This window comes from Vibrio sp. Isolate23, assembly GCF_022398095.1.
GTDB lineage: Bacteria > Pseudomonadota > Gammaproteobacteria > Enterobacterales > Vibrionaceae > Vibrio > Vibrio coralliilyticus_A.
Map to the genome: position 1 here is coordinate 39451 of NZ_JAKEUV010000012.1, position 16849 is coordinate 56299.

A 16849-nucleotide genomic window follows, 5' to 3' on the forward strand; every position below is an offset into this window, starting at 1 on the left:
TGGTACGCTACTTTATTCATTATTAAGATTTAAATTGAAGAGGATAACTGACTTAAAAGTTTATGGTTTCTAAGGGAAGCTATCCCATCCTCAACATGTGCAGCCCATGCTTGCTGATATGCTTTAGCATCAAGCTCTGGGTAGTACATTTTCAAAATTAACTCAGTGACATCACTAGTCTCACCAAGCCAAGTATACTTATCCAACACAAGTGAGCCGTCTAACTTGGCTTCTTGACCTTGATAACGGAAGTCACTTTCTATTGAACGGAAGAAAGCAATACGTGCTGATACGTTTGGAGTGATACCGGTATAGCCCTTTAACTTTTTAAGCTGCTCTTCAGTAGTGCGAGTCAGGTTCATACGGTTAGGTAGCATTACACAGCCTCCTTGGTGGTTTCTCTCCAGAAGTAACCTTCCTTCAAAGTCGAAGACTTAGTTGTACCGTCAAAACAAATTTCGTAAGTACGAGCAATATCGTCTTGAATAAGGCTGGTGTAGTTTCTATCGATCTCGGTATCCGTTGATAGAATCACAACTTGGTGACTTGCGGTTGGGAAGTAATTTTCCACTAGCTTATCCCTATGGTGTGAATCCAAACGACCTAGTGGCGTATCAATAATAATTGGCAGCTTGCGGCCTGAAGTGCGGCCGAGAGCCTCGAGGATTGATATCGCATAGATTTGCTTCTCACCCGCAGACATGGCTTTGCGATTGATTTTAATGCCATGCTCATCCATCAACTCAACATCAAATGTTGCTGGATTAATTGAAGCGGATAGCTGTAAATCTTCTTTACGAGCTAGCTTCTTGTAAGACTGGACGAACTCGTTTTCTAACTGGTTGACGCGAGCTTTAGTTAACTGCTCACCAAACTTCTCAAGCAATAAGATAGAGTTTTGAGCATTGCTAATGCTCTGCTCTTTATTGGATTGATCTTTATTTTTATCATGTAGCTTCTGAATTTGACGAGCTGTCTCTAGTGCTTGGCGCAATTCGCGTTTTGCTTCCTCAAGCAGAGCATGATATTCGATAATCAGTTTTTCTTTTTTCTTGTCTAATGCCCGTACATCTGCAAAAAGCTCCTGCACCTGTTCTTGCTCAGGGGCTCGCGCAATATTATTTGAGGCGTTATCGATCTCTTCTTCTACTTTTTGAAGGCGCACTCGTGCTTCATCGAAACGTGAAAAAGACTCTTTAGACAGATTAGAGAGTTGATAGTCAATAGTATTCGCTTGACGGTCGGAGATATCCAAAAGCAGCTCGGCAGAATCAAACTCACCTACGTGTGCTTTAAAGCTATCAGCAATCGCATTTTGAGCCATCTCTGTGTCAAAGCTTGGATACTTTGAACGCAGTGTTTCTAAGAATGAGTCCAGCTCATTGCCAAAGTTCTGTTTCTTCTTAATCTGTTGTTCTTGCTTGATCTGAGTTTGAAGGCTCTGCAATGCATTAGGTGCTAGTGCGAATGGGAGACTCGTCTCCATCTCCATGCGGATTTGCTTTTCAAGCTCTACTTTCTCTTTAAGTAAGCTATCTACTTTTTGCTGCTCATCTTCTCGAGTTTTAGCCCAAGCGCCGCCGTTTTGAGATAACTTATTCTCTAGACTAAGAATATCGTGTGATACGAGCTCAATTTGTGCATCAACGATGTCCGCTTCACCGCGAAGTTTCTCTGCATTGCGCTCGTGGCTGATACGTTGCTCATCAAGAGAATCCATTTCCTCTTTTAACGATTGGCTTAGTGCACTAGAACCCTGTTTCTTCAAGAAGATATTTAAGTCACTCTTGAGCTTTGCGATTACATCTAAACCGAGTAGGCGACGCACTGCTGTTTTGAGGACGCTGCCCGATTCATCTTCCGCTAGCTCCGCGATTTTCTCGCCGTCGAAGAAGAACAGGTCAGCAATGCCCGTTGGGATCAGTTCATTAAGGAAGCCTTGGCACTGCTCGTAATTGAGCTCTGGTATTTGAACACCGTCTTTTTCAAGGCATAGATTATCTTTTTTACCGCGTTTCCAGCCCCGAATCACTTTATAAGTGTTTTCTTCGCCGTTTTGGCTGTATTTAAACTCAAGCTCAATCGATGCGTTATCTTGAACGCCACCATGGCCAACACCTTTATGGATAAGTTCGGATAGGGCATCAACGTACTCACCATTTGACAATACTTGGCTAAATGATTGACGCCCAAAAAGAGCGAGTCGTACTGCTGTCAGAATCGATGTTTTACCAGCACCGTTAAGGCCACCAAACAGAATGATTGGTCGTTCGGTTCCTTCAATAGGGCCATTTTTACTCAGACGAGCAGGAGCAGGGCGCAAGTCAATTTCATGTACGCCACGGAACACTCGAAAGTTATTGAGAGTTAGTTTTGTTATTAGCATTTCAGTATTTAAAACTCTTTTTGAAGCTGCTTATCTAGATCGGCAAGTTGTTCGTTATAGCGATCGATCTCTTTTTGGTGGACATCAAACTCGGCTTTACTCTGCAGAGAAGCATGCTTTTGTTTGATTTCTTCTAAGCTTCCCCAATCTTGTTTTAACAGCGATGCGATTTTATTGGAAATGCCACTACGACGACTTAAGCCTTCCATCGAGACTTCTAGCTCGATAAGCTTCATGATCATCTCTGGTGCAACATCAAAGTTGTCACAAAGCTCATGGATGAGTTGAGCATCATCTTTACCAAAGCTTGCGTTATCGTCATATACCCAATCAAGGTCGTAACCGTAAACTTCTTTGAAAATTGTAGGTAGAGAATCGTCCCAATCTGGCTCATTTGGATCGTGAATCCATTCTTGGCGAATAGCATGAAGTTCAGGTACGGTGATTAGCTCTATCTCTCTTCCTTCCGCTTTAAATTTCTTATCCATCTCGAGCAACTCTCGTAACCACTGACGGCGATACTTTAGCTTGTACGGTCCAGGGACGTGCTTACGCTCAGTTGCGATGTCTTCGCCTTCTTTTGCGTATTGATAGCTAACTTTACCAGTGCGACGTTTATGATTTCGGTACTCTTCTTTATGGGCAGGATCAGTTGTCATTGACAACTTATTACGGAATTCAAGAAGGGGAGCCATCCACTCTTCACCGTTTTGGATAAGGCTTTCCATTGCGCGGTCTTTGGTTACGACAGTACATGTCCAGCAACCAAAGCGAGAGTTACCACAAGACGGTGTTGTCTCATCAATGACCATTGGACATTCGCCTTGACCAGAGGAGTCTTTGTAGAGGTTCCACAGCACAAGATTTTTGCCGCCCCATGGGTTTTCCCATTCAAGATCATATTTATCGATCCAAATGTTTTTAGGCCCGTAAGGTGTTTGTTTCGTTTCTAAATGACAAAGACGCAGTAATTTCCATACATCGTCAACACCCCATGTATCGATGGGAGTAAAAATGAACGCATTCGCAAGTGTTGTATGGCGGGCTAATCGTGAGCCGTCAATTTTGTGTTTCGCGATGACCTGCGCGCGTGATGCACTCTCTTGACTACGAGAGCCAAGTACAACAATCACTTCGTCAAACTGTGAGACTTTAGACTTGATAAAGTCACTCACAGGGTCAATCTTCATTCGCTCTGTACACCAACGGAAAGAGCGTGTTGGCGCTGGGTAGCCTTTACCAAGCAAGTTGGCCCAAAACGTTTGATTGTCTTTAGGGACGACTTTATGGCAAGTGATTGGTAGGTTATCGCGCTTTGCGCCTTTCTCTATAGCGGCTAACGAGTCTTTGATGTGGTTAACGACGACGGGTGTTTCAACTAGTGTGTCTGAAGATACAACAAAGACAGGCTTGTGGCGGTCTTTGGGTTCCAAACCAAGCAGTGCCAAGTAAACCAACGACATAACTGCTGATGAGTCTTTACCACCACTGTAACCAATTACCCATGGACGTTTATCCGCACAGTAAACACGCTGAACGTCAGCAATATAGTGGCTTAATTTGTTATTAGCGAAGTCTTCTGCATTGATAAAGTCTTCGTACTCGGCTAGGTCTTCTGCCAATTGTAGCTCGTGTATCATGATAACTGCTTCTCTAGAGCTTTTTCTTCAGGGGTTAGTGGTAACCCAAGTTCAATTTTTAATGCGTTGGCGGTAAGTTGGATATTTGTCGTCGACTTACTCAATTTTCCGTGGTTCATGCTTCGTTTAATCCACTCTGGGTTGGTTTTTAACCAGTTTACGTTTGCCAACTGTTGTAGTTTCTGTTTCCAATTATTTGGCTCCTGGCAAAGGAGGTGCTTACCCAAAACACCAATGGCATGTAAGCCAACACCATGTGCATGAATGTACTCTTGCCTTAGTTGTGCAGGTGATACTTCTTTGTCTATTACCATCTGCCAATCTTTTATATGGCGAGTAACTTCAGCCCAAAACTCAGCAGCAAGTTTTTTTTCGTCTTCGTTGAAGCCGTCTTTTGGCCCTTTACTCAACAGTGCTCGGGTAGATTGTTTGATGCTACTTAATGTGAAAAGTTTATTTGATTTTGGGCTGATGCTGGATTTCTCCATTTCAGTCAGACCTACGAATGGTTTTACTTTGGTCGCTAATTCACGAGCGAGTTCTGAACTTTCATCTCTGTGGTCGTAAAGCGTACCCAGAGATGGACTTGGTTTGACGGCATACTTGTTTAGATCAGCAAACATTTGTTGGCTTCTATCTAACCCTTCATCGATAAAGAACAAGACAGGAATATTGTCTTGGCCCAGATCGGGATTTTCTTTTAGAGCTTCTTCGATTGCTTTACGCCTATGCTGACCATCATTGATCAGGATTTGAGCGTCCATAGGGATTTGAAGTGTTCCCAAATTCGGAGCACCTTGATGATCGTGAAAAGAAATATTGACTCCAACTGAAGCCGTTAATGCCGAAAATACATACTCTTTCGGGTTGTCGAGCAAGTACTTCACCATTTCAGGGATCCGAGTTTTGTTAAGCGTTCTTTGAGCTCGCAACTCTGGAGGGACATCATCTTCGTTGTAGCTGAATATCTTAGGGATAATCCGAAGAGGGCATGTCGCAATGTAAAACGGACGACCTGCTTGAATGCCTCTGACAGCGGGAAAAGAGTAGCAATAGCCGGAATCTTGATTTTGCATAGTTGGCTCGAAGGTTATGTTATTTGTCCATGACATTTAATATAGAAGGTGTGTCATTTTTTGACAAAGCTAATCTTTGAGTTTGTGATATTGTGTGTTTGTTATGTTTTATTATTGGTAGGTATGACAAACCAAGTCGGACATTCTACAGGTATCAGGATCAGATTTCTATGGGGTGCTTGGCTTTTAAACTCTTTTTACGAAAGCGAGTGTGCCCTTAAGGTAAAGCCTTTGATTTCCTTGTTATGCTTTCCAAGCAAGACCTCAAATTCAGCGCGAACCATGTGGCTTTCTTCGGTTGGTTCAAAATCTAATAAGGTGGCTAAGCGTTTATCAAAGCTCAGTTGCTTTTTGTAGTTCTCGTGTTCGGGGGGCATGTAAAGATGCTTGTTTAACAGAGGCGGTCTACGCTTTTCATTCACATAATCAAAGAAGTCGATATCTTGTTCTGCCATTTTTATTTTTATGCGCTCAACTAAAAACGGCACGGAATGCTCGAAGTTATCATAAGCGGTTAAGGTGAGTTTACCTGACGTGATATGGACTTTGACAAGATCTATTTCTTCATCCAGTTCCCCGTACATTTGTAAACCTGCCCCCACGTATACACGTAGCAGCAAAGGTAAATCATCAATATAGTCTCGGTGTAGGATGATGGAATGCCCTTCATTCAATAAACTTGCGGGTAGTTGTTGGTGGGCCTTTTCACATTGCGTATTGATTAAGTTTGTATCGGCTATCGCAAACAGTAACTCCGCAGCTAGGTTAAGTGCGGTTTTATAATCATCAAACAGAGCTTTGATATCGCGTTTGAGTGATTCGGGGTGCTGAGTATAAGGCTTTCTTTTTTCAAAGAGTCCCATGGTGAAGTAAAGCAACAGGTCTTCTTTGCGACGCTTTTCTGCCTTTTCGAACTCTTTGGTATCGAACATTTCCTGAAGTAAACCAAACACTTTTTTATGCGAACCAATTAGACTTCTCACTTCTTCAGAACGGTTAAATTCGTCATTCGCCGGTACCCGGCCAAGTTCCAGACATACGTTCCAAAAATCATCAAACAGAGTGCTGTTTTGGCTAATGACCAACTTGGCTTTATCTTTACTCTCTATAGGCTGAGGCGATGTCAGTTGATGCCAAGTATGGTGCCGCTGGTACTTACTTTGGAGGTAACGTTGTTCTTCTAGCTTATCTTTGAATATGTAGAAGATGCCCGGTGCAACGGCAATCGCGTCTTCTTGCAAAGAACGTTCTAGGTACCCTTTGAATTCTGATTGTGCGTAGTATTTTTGGAATGTATTTCTTGTCGTAATCACCCCATCTTTATAGGGCTGAAACTGCGCAATGTACGAATCATTAGCCAGCATGACAGAGACGACCAGAATTTTGTTGGCGAGCTCCCAAGCGCTCAATAGTGCTTCAAGACGTTCATCTTGGTCTTCGATAACATTTAGGACAAACCCCAAGTTCACAATGTCCGAATTGACTTTATCGTTATCAGGCGAAAAAACCGGGTCCCAGCCCAATACATCGAGCCCGTGTGCTTCAAGTTCTCTCAGGTCGTCCCCTCGGCCACATCCGTAATCGAAAATAGAAAACCGTCCATCTAAGTAACCTTGCTTCGCCAATGTCTTCATCGGGCCTGATAGCTCATGGCGTACAATGGCGGTTTTGTGACGATCTATTCCAGGCTCTTGTTGAGCATCATTCAATGCATCTGGTTCGTCTTTCAGTATCCTCCCATCGACTAACCGGTATCCCTTTTTTTGGATCAAATTTAACCACGACTGTTTGAAGCCTATAGTGCGGGTGTTCTCGTATAGGCCTGCCTCCACCCCTTCTTTAGTCAGCGCTGTGAAGAGCTCATAATGGTCACTGCTCGGCAGAATCATCGTCTCTTTTCGATGCAGGATCGGTGGGTTTTCTGAAGAGCGATAACAAGTCACTTTATGACTAAGTTTGCTCAAATCTACATTCAGGCTTTGCTCTAACGCTGGGTAGGAGTCGGTATAAAAGGTTGGGTAGTTCAACAACGATAAACGGAATTCCTTTTTAAACAGCTTGATGAGGTTCCATTGATTATCCGGCAAGTTCACTGCCTGAGCTACAGCTGGTATGAACTTTCTCAGTTCAGGTGGAATCTCACTCATAGCATCTCTGTGCAGGTATACCGCATCGGGAAGTTGTTTTCCGATATGAATTTGTTTTACAAGTTGCTTAAATGATTGAAAGTCCATCTTTTAGTAGCGATTCCAGTTTGTAGAGCCAAATAGATATTTTAGCTTTATTGTTAATGGGTTCGCCCAACCAATCAGACATGTTTGACAGTAATTATAAAAAAACCACTTTCACATGTGAAAGTGGGTCTCTAATCACTATACGTTAACCATGGGAACAGCTTAACGCATTAGCGGGTGACTTAATGCATAGCGTTTTGTGGCTTGATGATTAACGGTGAAGCAGCGCCGAATCGCATTACTGCATCATTATCTGATCTTAATTACCCTCTAGGGGCGCTCTGGCTCCAAGTTATCTGCTCTAGTTGCCCAAAATGGGCCTGAGCATCGCGCGCCTTTGCGTTGCTCACCCTGCAAACTATTTCTTGATTATCCATTATCTGTCAGGAGTAGTTATGACCGAACAAATACAATCAAATCAGCTATTAAGCTATCAAGAAGTTTGTCAGTTAACTCAGCTGTCTCAGGCAACCATTCGTCGCTATGTGAAAAATGGTTCTTTTCCATCTCCAGTGAATTTATCGCCTGGTGCTCGAAGTGTGAGATTTCGTGTTGAAGACGTGCAGAAGTGGCTTTTGAGCCTGTGACAGGGAGGTCATATGAAGTTTCGTCATCATCATGATCAACTACAGTATTCCTGCCGAGAGCGAGGCTGGCGTTCGTTGAGCTCTTCGGTCAAGGTTCTTGCTAGAACGCGTTCACCTGATCGGAAGTCAGGGTTCAGCGCTTGCATTGAAATCATCAATATGGACAAACAGACGATCCGGATGATAGTGCCTGCCAGAAAAATTATGGGAGGGACCAACTATCAGTTAAGAGATGAATTGTTCGATACCGGTTTTTGGCTGGAGCCAGAACAAACTGCATGGAATATGGTCCAGCGCTATTTGCGGGAAGAGCTCAGAGCGGCGGAAACGGCCTTTTGTGTCACAAGAACAGGTTGGCATGACAAGGTGTTCGTTACTCCGGAGAAAAGTTTCGGACGGTCAGATGAGTCTTACTACTTTTCTGGTGGTATGGCTGATTCACTCTATTTGGCAGAAGGCAGCTTAGCGGAATGGCAAAGTGAAGTCGGTTCTTTGTTGGTCGGCAATCCTCTGCTCATATTTTCTGTTGGCGTTGCGTTGGCCGCGCCGCTTCTCAAGCCTGTTGGAATGGAAAGTGCGGCATTCCATATTATGGGGCCGTCTTCGTCGGGGAAGTCTGTCACATCATTTGTTGCAGCGTCTGTTTATGCTGATAAGTCTTATATCAAGTCTTGGAAAACAACCGCTAACGGTATTGAGGCGGTTGCATCAGAACATCATGACATGTTGCTTGTGTTAGATGAGCTTGGGTTGTGCTCGGCGGAAGAAGCCAGTTCTGCGGCTTATCAAATCGTAAACGGATGTGGGAAGCTGCGAGCCACGGAAACAGGCGGCCTGGCGAATATTGCCAATTGGCGGACGTTGACCTTGAGTAATGGAGAAGTTGGCCTGACAGAGCTGATGGAGTCCTCTGGCTATCAAGTGAAAGCGGGTCAGCTCATTCGAGTCATCGAAATTCCTGCCGAAGACCGTTTCGGTTGTTTTGCGGATCTACACCGATTTTCCTCACCATCTCAGTTTGCTGAGCACTTGGAAAAGCAGACGCAAAAGTACTTTGGCACTTTGTTTACGGCTTGGATGGCGCTTATTTCAGATAAGCCCGATCTGGATGTTGTCTTACAGCTTGAAATCGAAACCCTGAGGCAGCATTGGTCTAAAAGTAATTATTCAGGTCAGGTTCATCGGGTCTTGAAGCGCTTTGTCCTGGTTGGTGTTGCGTTGTCTGTTGCGTCACGAAACCAGTTAGTGCCATGGTCTGAACAAGAGTCGCTGTATTCCGTTTATAGCGTTTTTAGCTGCTGGTTATCTCACAGAGGGCATCAGCACAATCAGGAAACGTATGAAGTGTTGAGTGCTTTGAAACAAGCCATTAGCCATTGGGAAAATAAGCTCCCTGAATTCTGTACGAGCAGATCTTCAAAGTTTGGTTACTGGCGGCAGGATGGTGATGACGTCCAGTGGCTTATCCACAAACAAGAGTTTGTTAAGCAGCTACGACTGCGTCGACAGTACAAGAGTCAATTGAGCCCTTTAATTCACAAAGGGTGGTTTGAAACCAATGAAGATCGTAGAGGAACACTTCGGATTATCGAGAAGAAAAACGGTACTGAGTTTGATCATCGTTTTTTCGCCTTCTGGCCGGAAAAGATCCTCTCTGAGTTGAAGGAGATGGGTATTGATGAATAGTGCATTTCCCAGTTTTCCCACTCTTCCCAGAGACATTCCAATGGGTGAGGAGGTGATGTGATGACAACCAACGAGCAAGTTCTTCTTCAATCGATTCTCGCCAAAATAGATCGTGTTGAGCGAGTTGTGTTAGAGCAGCGTTTGCAGCAACAAAAGGTGGAACTCCTTGGAAAGGACATTCTAACCGTTGATGAATGTGCAGCACTACTTGGTTTGTCTACAAATCAGCTGTACAAGTTGACTAGCTCTGCAGAAATACCATTTTTTAAACTTGGTAAGCATCTCCGATTTGAGCGCAAAGCCATCATGAGCTGGGTAGAGCAACAGCGCGTTTCATCTCACCATGAAATAGAAAAAAGGGCAGCAAACTATGTTGCTACCACTTCTCACAAGTAATACTTTCATAGCAGCGGCCTTAGGCCGCTGAATCCTTTCCAGAAGAAGCAAAAATATCAGGGAATGTCAGCATGGCTTCCATTCGGCGTTGTTCAATGATGTCAGCGTAGATCTCTGTTGTTTTGAGTTCACTATGACCGAGCAATCGAGACACTGAGTAAATATCCACGCCTCTGCTCAGTTGGATCACTGCAAACGTATGGCGGCCACTGTGGAATGTAACGTGTTTACTGATTCCAGCAGCTAGGCTCCATCTAAGCAGTTCTACATTCATATAAGAAGAGTATTTCAATCCCTTGAATACGCGCTCGTGAGAGGCTTTGGGGCTACCCAAAAGTGATTCTGCTGACTTTGGTATGTCTAAATACTGAAGGCTCTTAGCATCGCCCTGAGAGAGTTTAGCTTGGTCGAAGATAATTCGCTTGTGATTACTGAATGTCTCTACTTCTGACCAGGTAAGTCTATGGATATCGCACCAACGCATACCCGTCACGCATGAGAATAAAAACGCACGTTTAAGGACAGGATAGCGACACTCCGTTTGGGCTAACGCGTTGACCTCATCCAGTGTTAAATAAACCCGCTTAGTCGTTTTCGCTTTGATACTGGTCACTTGTGAAAGCGGGTTATCGCGAATAATACCTTCTCGATGTGCTTCGTTGATCGCCGCTCGAACTTTATTGAAGTAGGAGCTTTGTGTGTTGCGAGATAGCGGTGTATCACTTTTGGTTTTCGCTTCATTGGTTAGGTAATACTTAAATCCGTCTAACCAGTCTTTATCCAGCTCATCAAAACTAAGATCATGTTTTCCGCAGTAGAGCAGCAGGTGCTTACGAGCTGAAAGCCAGATCGAATGGTTGGAGGTTGAGCTGGTTTGTTCTTTTATGTCAATTTGCCGTTGAAAGTAATCAATGAAGCTAGCTGAGCGCTTGGTTCGATCCTCAAAACCATGCTTCTGAGATTGCCACTCAACCAGTCGTTTACTCTTAATAGTTTCGGCTAGGAGAAGGTGCTCTTTGTTATGTTTTCGCTGAGCTGGTGTTTTGGGTTTGTCATAGATAAACAGATCTAGCACTTCGTATTCACGTTTTCGCTGACGAGATCCGTTTGATTTAGTGGTATAACCGTGGTCATAAATGAGACGCAATGTTCGCGTTCCATCTGCTTTAAGTGTCCGTTTTTCAATGAAAATTTTCATCTTTGTCCCCAATTGGTCCCCAATACGGCATTTATCATGTCATTGGGGACCAACTGGGGACTAGATTTGGCAATTAACGGCAACGGATGGAAACAAACGGCAAATGACGACCTAATAAAATCAGTGTGTTATCTACCGTTGCTTGCTGTTGTTTTCCGTTATTTGCCCACTTTACTTCCCGATACAGAATGAGGAGAAAATGCGCCCGAGTAAATCATCCGAGCTAAATTCTCCGGTAATTTCGCTCAGATGTTGCTGCGCAATTCTCAGTTCTTCAGCGAGGATTTCTCCTGCCATATAGCCTTCAAGCTGCTGTTGGCCAATATCAAGATGCTCTGCGGCTCGTTCCAGTGCTTCCAAGTGACGACGGCGAGCCATAAAGCCACCTTCGCTCCCTCCAGAGAAGCCCATGCACTCTTTAAGGTGCGTGCGTAGCGATTCCACACCATGCCCCGTTCGTGCTGATAGGCGAATCAATGTGGGATCGTTGACATGACAAATGCCTAATTCTTCATTGGTTTGATCGACTTTATTGCGGATCACTGTCATGCCGATATTGCTCGGCAATCGATCAACGAAGTCAGGCCAAATCTCTTTTGGATCAGTGGCATCTGTAGTGGTGCCATCGACCATAAATAAGACGCGATCGGCTTGCTCAATTTCTTCCCAAGCACGTTCGATGCCTATCTTTTCAACTTCGTCAGACGCATCGCGCAGACCTGCGGTATCAATGATATGCAGTGGCATACCGTCAATATGAATGTGTTCACGCAGAACGTCACGAGTGGTGCCTGCAATATCAGTCACAATGGCTGATTCTTTACCAGATAAGGCGTTTAGCAAGCTCGATTTGCCCGCGTTTGGACGGCCTGCTATGACGACTTTCATCCCTTCGCGCATGATAGCGCCTTGTGTCGCTTCTTGGCGCACGGCAGTGAGGTTATCAATAATCGTCTGTAGGTCGGCTGAGACTTTACCATCGGCGAGAAAATCAATTTCTTCTTCGGGGAAGTCAATTGCGGCTTCGACGTAGATACGCAGGTGGATCAGGGATTCGACTAAGGTTTGGATTCGATTTGAAAACGCGCCTTGAAGCGATTTTAGGGCCGATTTTGCCGCTTGTTCTGAGCTGGCATCTATTAAGTCCGCAATCGCTTCGGCTTGGGCTAAATCGAGCTTGTCATTGAGGAAGGCTCGCTCTGAAAACTCACCCGGGCGAGCAGTGCGGATCCCGGGAATTTGCAGGATGCGCTTGATCAGCATATCCATTACAACTGGGCCACCATGGCCTTGCAGTTCTAGGACATCTTCGCCGGTAAAGGAGTTCGGATTAGGGAAGTAGAGCGCGATACCCTGATCGAGCTCTGTGCCATCTTCTGCAGTAAAGGGGAGATATTCTGCATATCGAGGACGTAAGGTTTTGCCTGTTACCTCAGAAGCGACTTTGGCCGCAAGAGGACCGGATACGCGAATAATACCGACACCGCCTCGTCCGGGCGCAGTGGCTTGAGCGACAATGGTCTCTGTAGTCATAGTGGTAGCCTGTGCGATGCATACCCTGTGAGGGTAAATAGTGAATGAGATGAATTGTAATCAGCCAAAAACAAAAAGGCGACCTTTTGGTCGCCTTTCTCGATTATTTACGCCGACTCGTTATTTTGAGTGCAGGCCTTTCTTCTCCAGCGCCTTATAAATCAGCGTCTGTTGGATCAGAGTCACGATGTTCGATACTAACCAGTAAAGAACCAGACCTGATGGGAAGAACAGGAAGAAACCAGTGAACAGAACAGGCATGAACGTCATGATCTTCTGCTGCATTGGGTCTGTTACTGTGGTTGGGCTCATCTTCTGGATCAGGAACATAGAAGCACCCATCAGTAGCGGCAAGATGTAGTAAGGGTCTTGTGCTGACAAGTCTGTGATCCAACCAAAGAATGGTGAGTGACGCAGTTCCACCGATTCCATTAGTGCCCAGTAAAGTGCAATGAAAATAGGCATCTGTAGAAGCAGAGGCAGACAGCCACCGAGTGGGTTTACTTTCTCTTTCTTGTACAGTTCCATCATTTCTTGGCTCATGCGCTGGCGGTCGTCGCCAATACGCTCACGCATTGCTTGCAGCTTAGGCTGTAGCATGCGCATTTTTGCCATTGAAGTGTATTGTGCTTTTGTTAGTGGGTACATAGCGCCACGAACAATGAACGTCAGCGCAATAATAGCCAGACCCCAGTTAGAGACAAAACTTTGAATGAATGACAGTAAGGTATGCAGTGGTTTAGCAATGAACCATAGCCAGCCGTAATCCACAACCAAGTCTAGATTTGGCGCAGTTTCAGCCATTGCATCTTGCAGTTTTGGACCGACCCAAAGTGTCGCATTGAATTGTGCGGAATCACCTGTTGCGATGGTTTTATTTGGGATACGAACACCAATATCACCTAGGTTGCCAATCACGCGAGTGTACAGGTTTGTGCCTGGCTCGTTGCGAGGGATCCATGCAGACGCAAAGTAGTGTTGGATCATTGCTGCCCAACCTTGACCGTCTGGTAGAGTGATAGACAGGTTACGATCCTGCATGTCGTCAAAACTGTATTTCTTGTAACGCGTTTCTTCTGTTGAATACGCACCGCCACGGTAAGTTGGCATAGTGATACTGCCGCCTGCGTCCATCAAGTTTTGACGCAGGTGAGCGTACATACCAAATGTTGCGTTGTTACCTGAGTTGTTGACTACATCGTATTCAACGTCAACCGCGTAGCTGCCGCGCTTAACAATAAATGTTTTGGTGTACTCAAGACCATTTGCTTGGTATGTCATTGGGATGCGAAGTTCATCCTGACCGTCTTCCAGAGTGAAGCTATCCGCATTCACTGAGTAAGCCGGACGATTTGAGCTGCTCAGATCGATACCTTGAGGGCCCACTAGACCACTTTGCGCAATGAATTGGTGACCTGGTTCGTCCTTCAATAGGACGAATGAGTCTGATGAATCCAGTTCTGCAGAGTATTGGTTCAGGTCTGCAGCGATCACATCACCACCAACCGTATCAATCGACAGAGTCAAGACGTCAGTTGTCACGGTAATCGTTTTAGCAGACGCTTGCTGCGCAGGTGCGGGATCTAAATCATCCGCAAGAGTAGGGGCAGGTAGGGTACTGCTTGATTGTGCCTGTTCAACCGGCTGTGGTGCTGGGTTCTTTGCGACTTGCCATTGTTGAAACAACAAGAAAGAAACCAGTGCTAGCGCGATTAACAGGATATTACGTTGAGAATCCATCGTTATTTATCTCTGTCTTGTTTCTGGACTGGTGGAACGGGATCAAAACCGCCCTCATTCAAAGGGTGGCATTTTAATAGACGTTTGCTTGATAACCAACACCCTTTTACAAAACCGTGAGCTTTTAGTGCTTCTATGGCGTAAGTAGAGCAGGTTGGAGTAAAACGACAGCGTGGTCCTATAAGCGGACTAATGAGGCCTTGATAAAGACGGACGAATCCGATTGCTACCCACGCGAAGGGCGAGACAGGCGCTGCCATAACTTATCAAACAGTTTGAACATTTCTTCATTGCTCAGATCTTGGGCGCTTTTCTTGGCAATCACAACAAAATCTTTGTGAGCAAGTTGATGCTGATTGTTACGAAAGCTTTCACGAGCAAGGCGTTTAAAACGATTACGACCAACGGCGGTTTTAATCTGTTTTTTGGGAACGGCTAAACCTAATCGAGGGTGAGATAGGTTGTTATTGCGAGCAATGATGGTGAAATGTGGTGAGCCAGCTCGATGAGCTTGCTGAAAGACATTTTGATAATGCTCGGGAGTTAACAAACGTAACTCCCGATCGAACGCGTACGTTTTCAAAATAATCGAAGATTACTTAGAAAGACGCTTACGGCCTTTTGCACGACGTGCATTGATTGTTGCACGACCGTTCTTAGTAGCCATACGTGCACGGAAACCGTGAGTACGCTTGCGCTTTAGAACTGAAGGTTGAAAAGTGCGTTTCATGATAATTACCTTTACTGATCAGTAGTTTTAGGTTCTTAGTTAACCCGGCGTGGGCCATTTGGTCTTCTTTATATAGAAAGAGGACAAACCGACGCCTCTCAACAAAGAGGCGGAATTGTAATCACAGTCACACAAAGTGTCAATCATTGAGCAACTGCTAAATTCCGGCCGGGCGATTATACGTAGTGTGAGCAAAATCTCAAGGATCAAGCGATCTTCTTTGGTGATCTTTACTCCGCGCCTACTTGGCGAAGGAACTTTTGTAAGCGAGGATCCTGTGGATTATTAAAGATATCCTGTGGAGAGCCTTGCTCAACGATATTGCCTTCTGCCATAAAGATCACCCGATCAGCTACTTCTCGGGCGAACTGCATTTCGTGTGTGACCACCAGCATGGTTTGGTGTTTGGTTGCTAACTCCTTCATTAATTGAAGAACTTCGCCAACCCACTCAGGATCCAGTGCTGAAGTTGGTTCGTCAAACAGCAATAATTCGGGCTGCAGTGCCATCGCACGTCCGATACCGACACGTTGCTGCTGACCACCAGACAGCGCCGCTGGATAACTGTCTCCTTTATCTCCGAGGCCGATGTCGTCAAGGATTTGCTGAGCGCGTGTCAATGCTTGGTCTTTCTTCCAGCCGCGAACGGTGATGAGACCTTCAGCAATATTCTGACGGGCGGTCATATGGGCAAACAAGGCATAGTTCTGAAACACAAACCCAGTCTTACGGCGCAGAGCCAGTACTTCCGCTTTGGTGTGCTTTTCACTATCTACGCTGACATCATCAATGGTGATGACGCCTTTGTCGGCATTTTCTAGAAAATTCACCGTGCGTAGCAGGGTAGACTTACCCGTACCGCTAGAGCCGATAATGACAATAATCTCGCCCTGTTTGATATCGAGATCGATGCCTTTAAGGACTTCTGTCTCACCAAAACGTTTGTGAATGTTATCTAACTTGATCATCTTACGTATGCCTTATTCAACTTAGCTTCTGCCCAGATTTGTACGCGAGTCAGTATCACTACAACGCCCCAGTAAATCAGAGCGACGGCAAGGAAGGCTTCGAAAAAGCGGAAACTGGATGAGGCTTCCATTTGCGCTTTTGCCATGATCTCTGCAACACCTAGCGTAAATGCCAATGAGGTAGACTTGATCATATCAATGAAGTAGTTCATCAATGACGGCAGAGCCACACGCGTTGCCTGCGGCAAGATCACTCGGCGCATCGCTTGTGTCGTTGTCATACCCACCGACAGACTAGCTTCCATCTGGCTACGATCGATACCAATGATTGCGGCGCGGATACTTTCCGCCATGTAAGCGGCAAAGTGCAGGGTCAAACCAATCACCGCGGCGCTGAATGCATCCAGACCGACTAGGAACGGAAAAATCTGCGGTAAGCCGTAGTAAAGCAGAAACAGCTGAACCAGCAGTGGTGTGCCTCGGAAGAAGCTGATGTACAGCTGGCTTAACTGATCAAGAACGGGAACGCGAAATACACGGATATTCGCTAAAATGACGGCCAAAATCAGTGAAAATACTAAACCCCATGTCGCCATTTCCATGGTGGTGCCCAGATACTTAAGCAGTATCGGCATCAGGTTCAGCATGTAGTTAAAATCGAATCCCATAACGTAT

16 protein-coding genes are annotated in these 16849 nt (G+C 45.2%); 3 read left to right on the forward strand and 13 right to left on the reverse strand.

The genetic code is table 11. The annotated features are described in order from the left end of the window. Positions 1-29 precede the first annotated feature (29 nt). From dndE to L1D31_RS20240, 5 genes are all read right to left on the reverse strand, one after another. Complete coding sequence (gene dndE, locus L1D31_RS20220) at positions 30-377, reverse strand: DNA sulfur modification protein DndE (RefSeq protein ID WP_239838807.1); 348 nt, start codon at positions 375-377, stop codon at positions 30-32. Continuing rightward, positions 377-2386, reverse strand: coding sequence for a DNA sulfur modification protein DndD (dndD, locus tag L1D31_RS20225; RefSeq protein WP_239838808.1), 2010 nt, complete (start codon positions 2384-2386; stop codon positions 377-379). Before dndD ends, dndE begins: the two co-directional genes overlap by 1 nt. Before the next feature lie 8 nt (positions 2387-2394). Next, positions 2395-4026 (reverse strand): DNA phosphorothioation system sulfurtransferase DndC, encoded by a 1632-nt coding sequence (locus tag L1D31_RS20230; RefSeq protein WP_089184080.1) that lies wholly within the window; start codon positions 4024-4026, stop codon positions 2395-2397. After that, on the reverse strand, positions 4023-5102 hold the full coding sequence (dndB, locus tag L1D31_RS20235) for a DNA sulfur modification protein DndB (protein WP_022591085.1): 1080 nt from the start codon (positions 5100-5102) through the stop codon (positions 4023-4025). The genes L1D31_RS20230 and dndB overlap by 4 nt, the downstream gene beginning before the upstream one ends. A 197-nt stretch (positions 5103-5299) precedes the next feature. Next, positions 5300-7336 carry a DNA phosphorothioation-associated putative methyltransferase gene (locus tag L1D31_RS20240; protein ID WP_239838809.1) on the reverse strand — a complete coding sequence of 679 codons (2037 nt, stop codon included), beginning with the start codon at positions 7334-7336 and terminating at the stop codon, positions 5300-5302. A 395-nt stretch (positions 7337-7731) separates the two neighbouring features. On the opposite strand from L1D31_RS20240, the gene L1D31_RS20245 reads away from it, so the two are divergent. Genes L1D31_RS20245 through L1D31_RS20255 form a run of 3 tightly spaced genes read left to right on the forward strand, consistent with a single transcriptional unit; the run spans position 7732 to position 10005 of the window. Further along, positions 7732-7923, forward strand: coding sequence for a helix-turn-helix domain-containing protein (locus L1D31_RS20245; RefSeq protein WP_140367764.1), 192 nt, complete (start codon positions 7732-7734; stop codon positions 7921-7923). Positions 7924-7935: 12 nt separating this feature from the next. Beyond that, positions 7936-9609, forward strand: a complete 1674-nt coding sequence (locus L1D31_RS20250) for a DUF927 domain-containing protein (protein ID WP_239838810.1) — start codon at positions 7936-7938, stop codon at positions 9607-9609. A gap of 60 nt (positions 9610-9669) precedes the next feature. Next, on the forward strand, positions 9670-10005 hold the full coding sequence (locus L1D31_RS20255; protein ID WP_129830540.1) for a helix-turn-helix domain-containing protein: 336 nt from the start codon (positions 9670-9672) through the stop codon (positions 10003-10005). 19 nt (positions 10006-10024) lie between these two features. On the opposite strand, the gene L1D31_RS20260 is transcribed toward L1D31_RS20255, so the two are convergent. From L1D31_RS20260 to L1D31_RS20295, 8 genes are all read right to left on the reverse strand, one after another. After that, the gene (locus L1D31_RS20260) at positions 10025-11203 is read right to left on the reverse strand and encodes a site-specific integrase (RefSeq protein ID WP_239838811.1); all 1179 of its coding nucleotides are present in this window, start codon (positions 11201-11203) and stop codon (positions 10025-10027) included. Positions 11204-11374: 171 nt separating this feature from the next. Beyond that, positions 11375-12736, reverse strand: a complete 1362-nt coding sequence (gene mnmE / locus L1D31_RS20265) for a tRNA uridine-5-carboxymethylaminomethyl(34) synthesis GTPase MnmE (protein WP_239838812.1) — start codon at positions 12734-12736, stop codon at positions 11375-11377. Between the two features lie 120 nt (positions 12737-12856). Continuing rightward, a complete protein-coding gene (yidC, locus tag L1D31_RS20270; protein ID WP_239838813.1) occupies positions 12857-14476 on the reverse strand; it encodes a membrane protein insertase YidC in 1620 nt (539 codons plus the stop codon). A gap of 2 nt (positions 14477-14478) precedes the next feature. Further along, positions 14479-14736: a membrane protein insertion efficiency factor YidD gene (gene yidD / locus L1D31_RS20275; RefSeq protein ID WP_080555897.1), complete on the reverse strand. Its 258-nt coding sequence runs from the start codon at positions 14734-14736 to the stop codon at positions 14479-14481. Next, complete coding sequence (gene rnpA, locus L1D31_RS20280; protein WP_006957457.1) at positions 14703-15026, reverse strand: ribonuclease P protein component; 324 nt, start codon at positions 15024-15026, stop codon at positions 14703-14705. The genes yidD and rnpA overlap by 34 nt, the downstream gene beginning before the upstream one ends. Positions 15027-15071: 45 nt before the next feature. Beyond that, positions 15072-15206 carry a 50S ribosomal protein L34 gene (gene rpmH / locus L1D31_RS20285; protein ID WP_004411068.1) on the reverse strand — a complete coding sequence of 45 codons (135 nt, stop codon included), beginning with the start codon at positions 15204-15206 and terminating at the stop codon, positions 15072-15074. A gap of 230 nt (positions 15207-15436) precedes the next feature. After that, the gene (locus tag L1D31_RS20290) at positions 15437-16174 is read right to left on the reverse strand and encodes an amino acid ABC transporter ATP-binding protein (RefSeq protein ID WP_239838814.1); all 738 of its coding nucleotides are present in this window, start codon (positions 16172-16174) and stop codon (positions 15437-15439) included. Continuing rightward, entirely contained in the window at positions 16171-16842 is a 672-nt protein-coding gene (locus L1D31_RS20295) for an amino acid ABC transporter permease (protein ID WP_006957462.1), read from the reverse strand. The genes L1D31_RS20290 and L1D31_RS20295 overlap by 4 nt, the downstream gene beginning before the upstream one ends. Between the last annotated feature and the right edge of the window lie 7 nt (positions 16843-16849).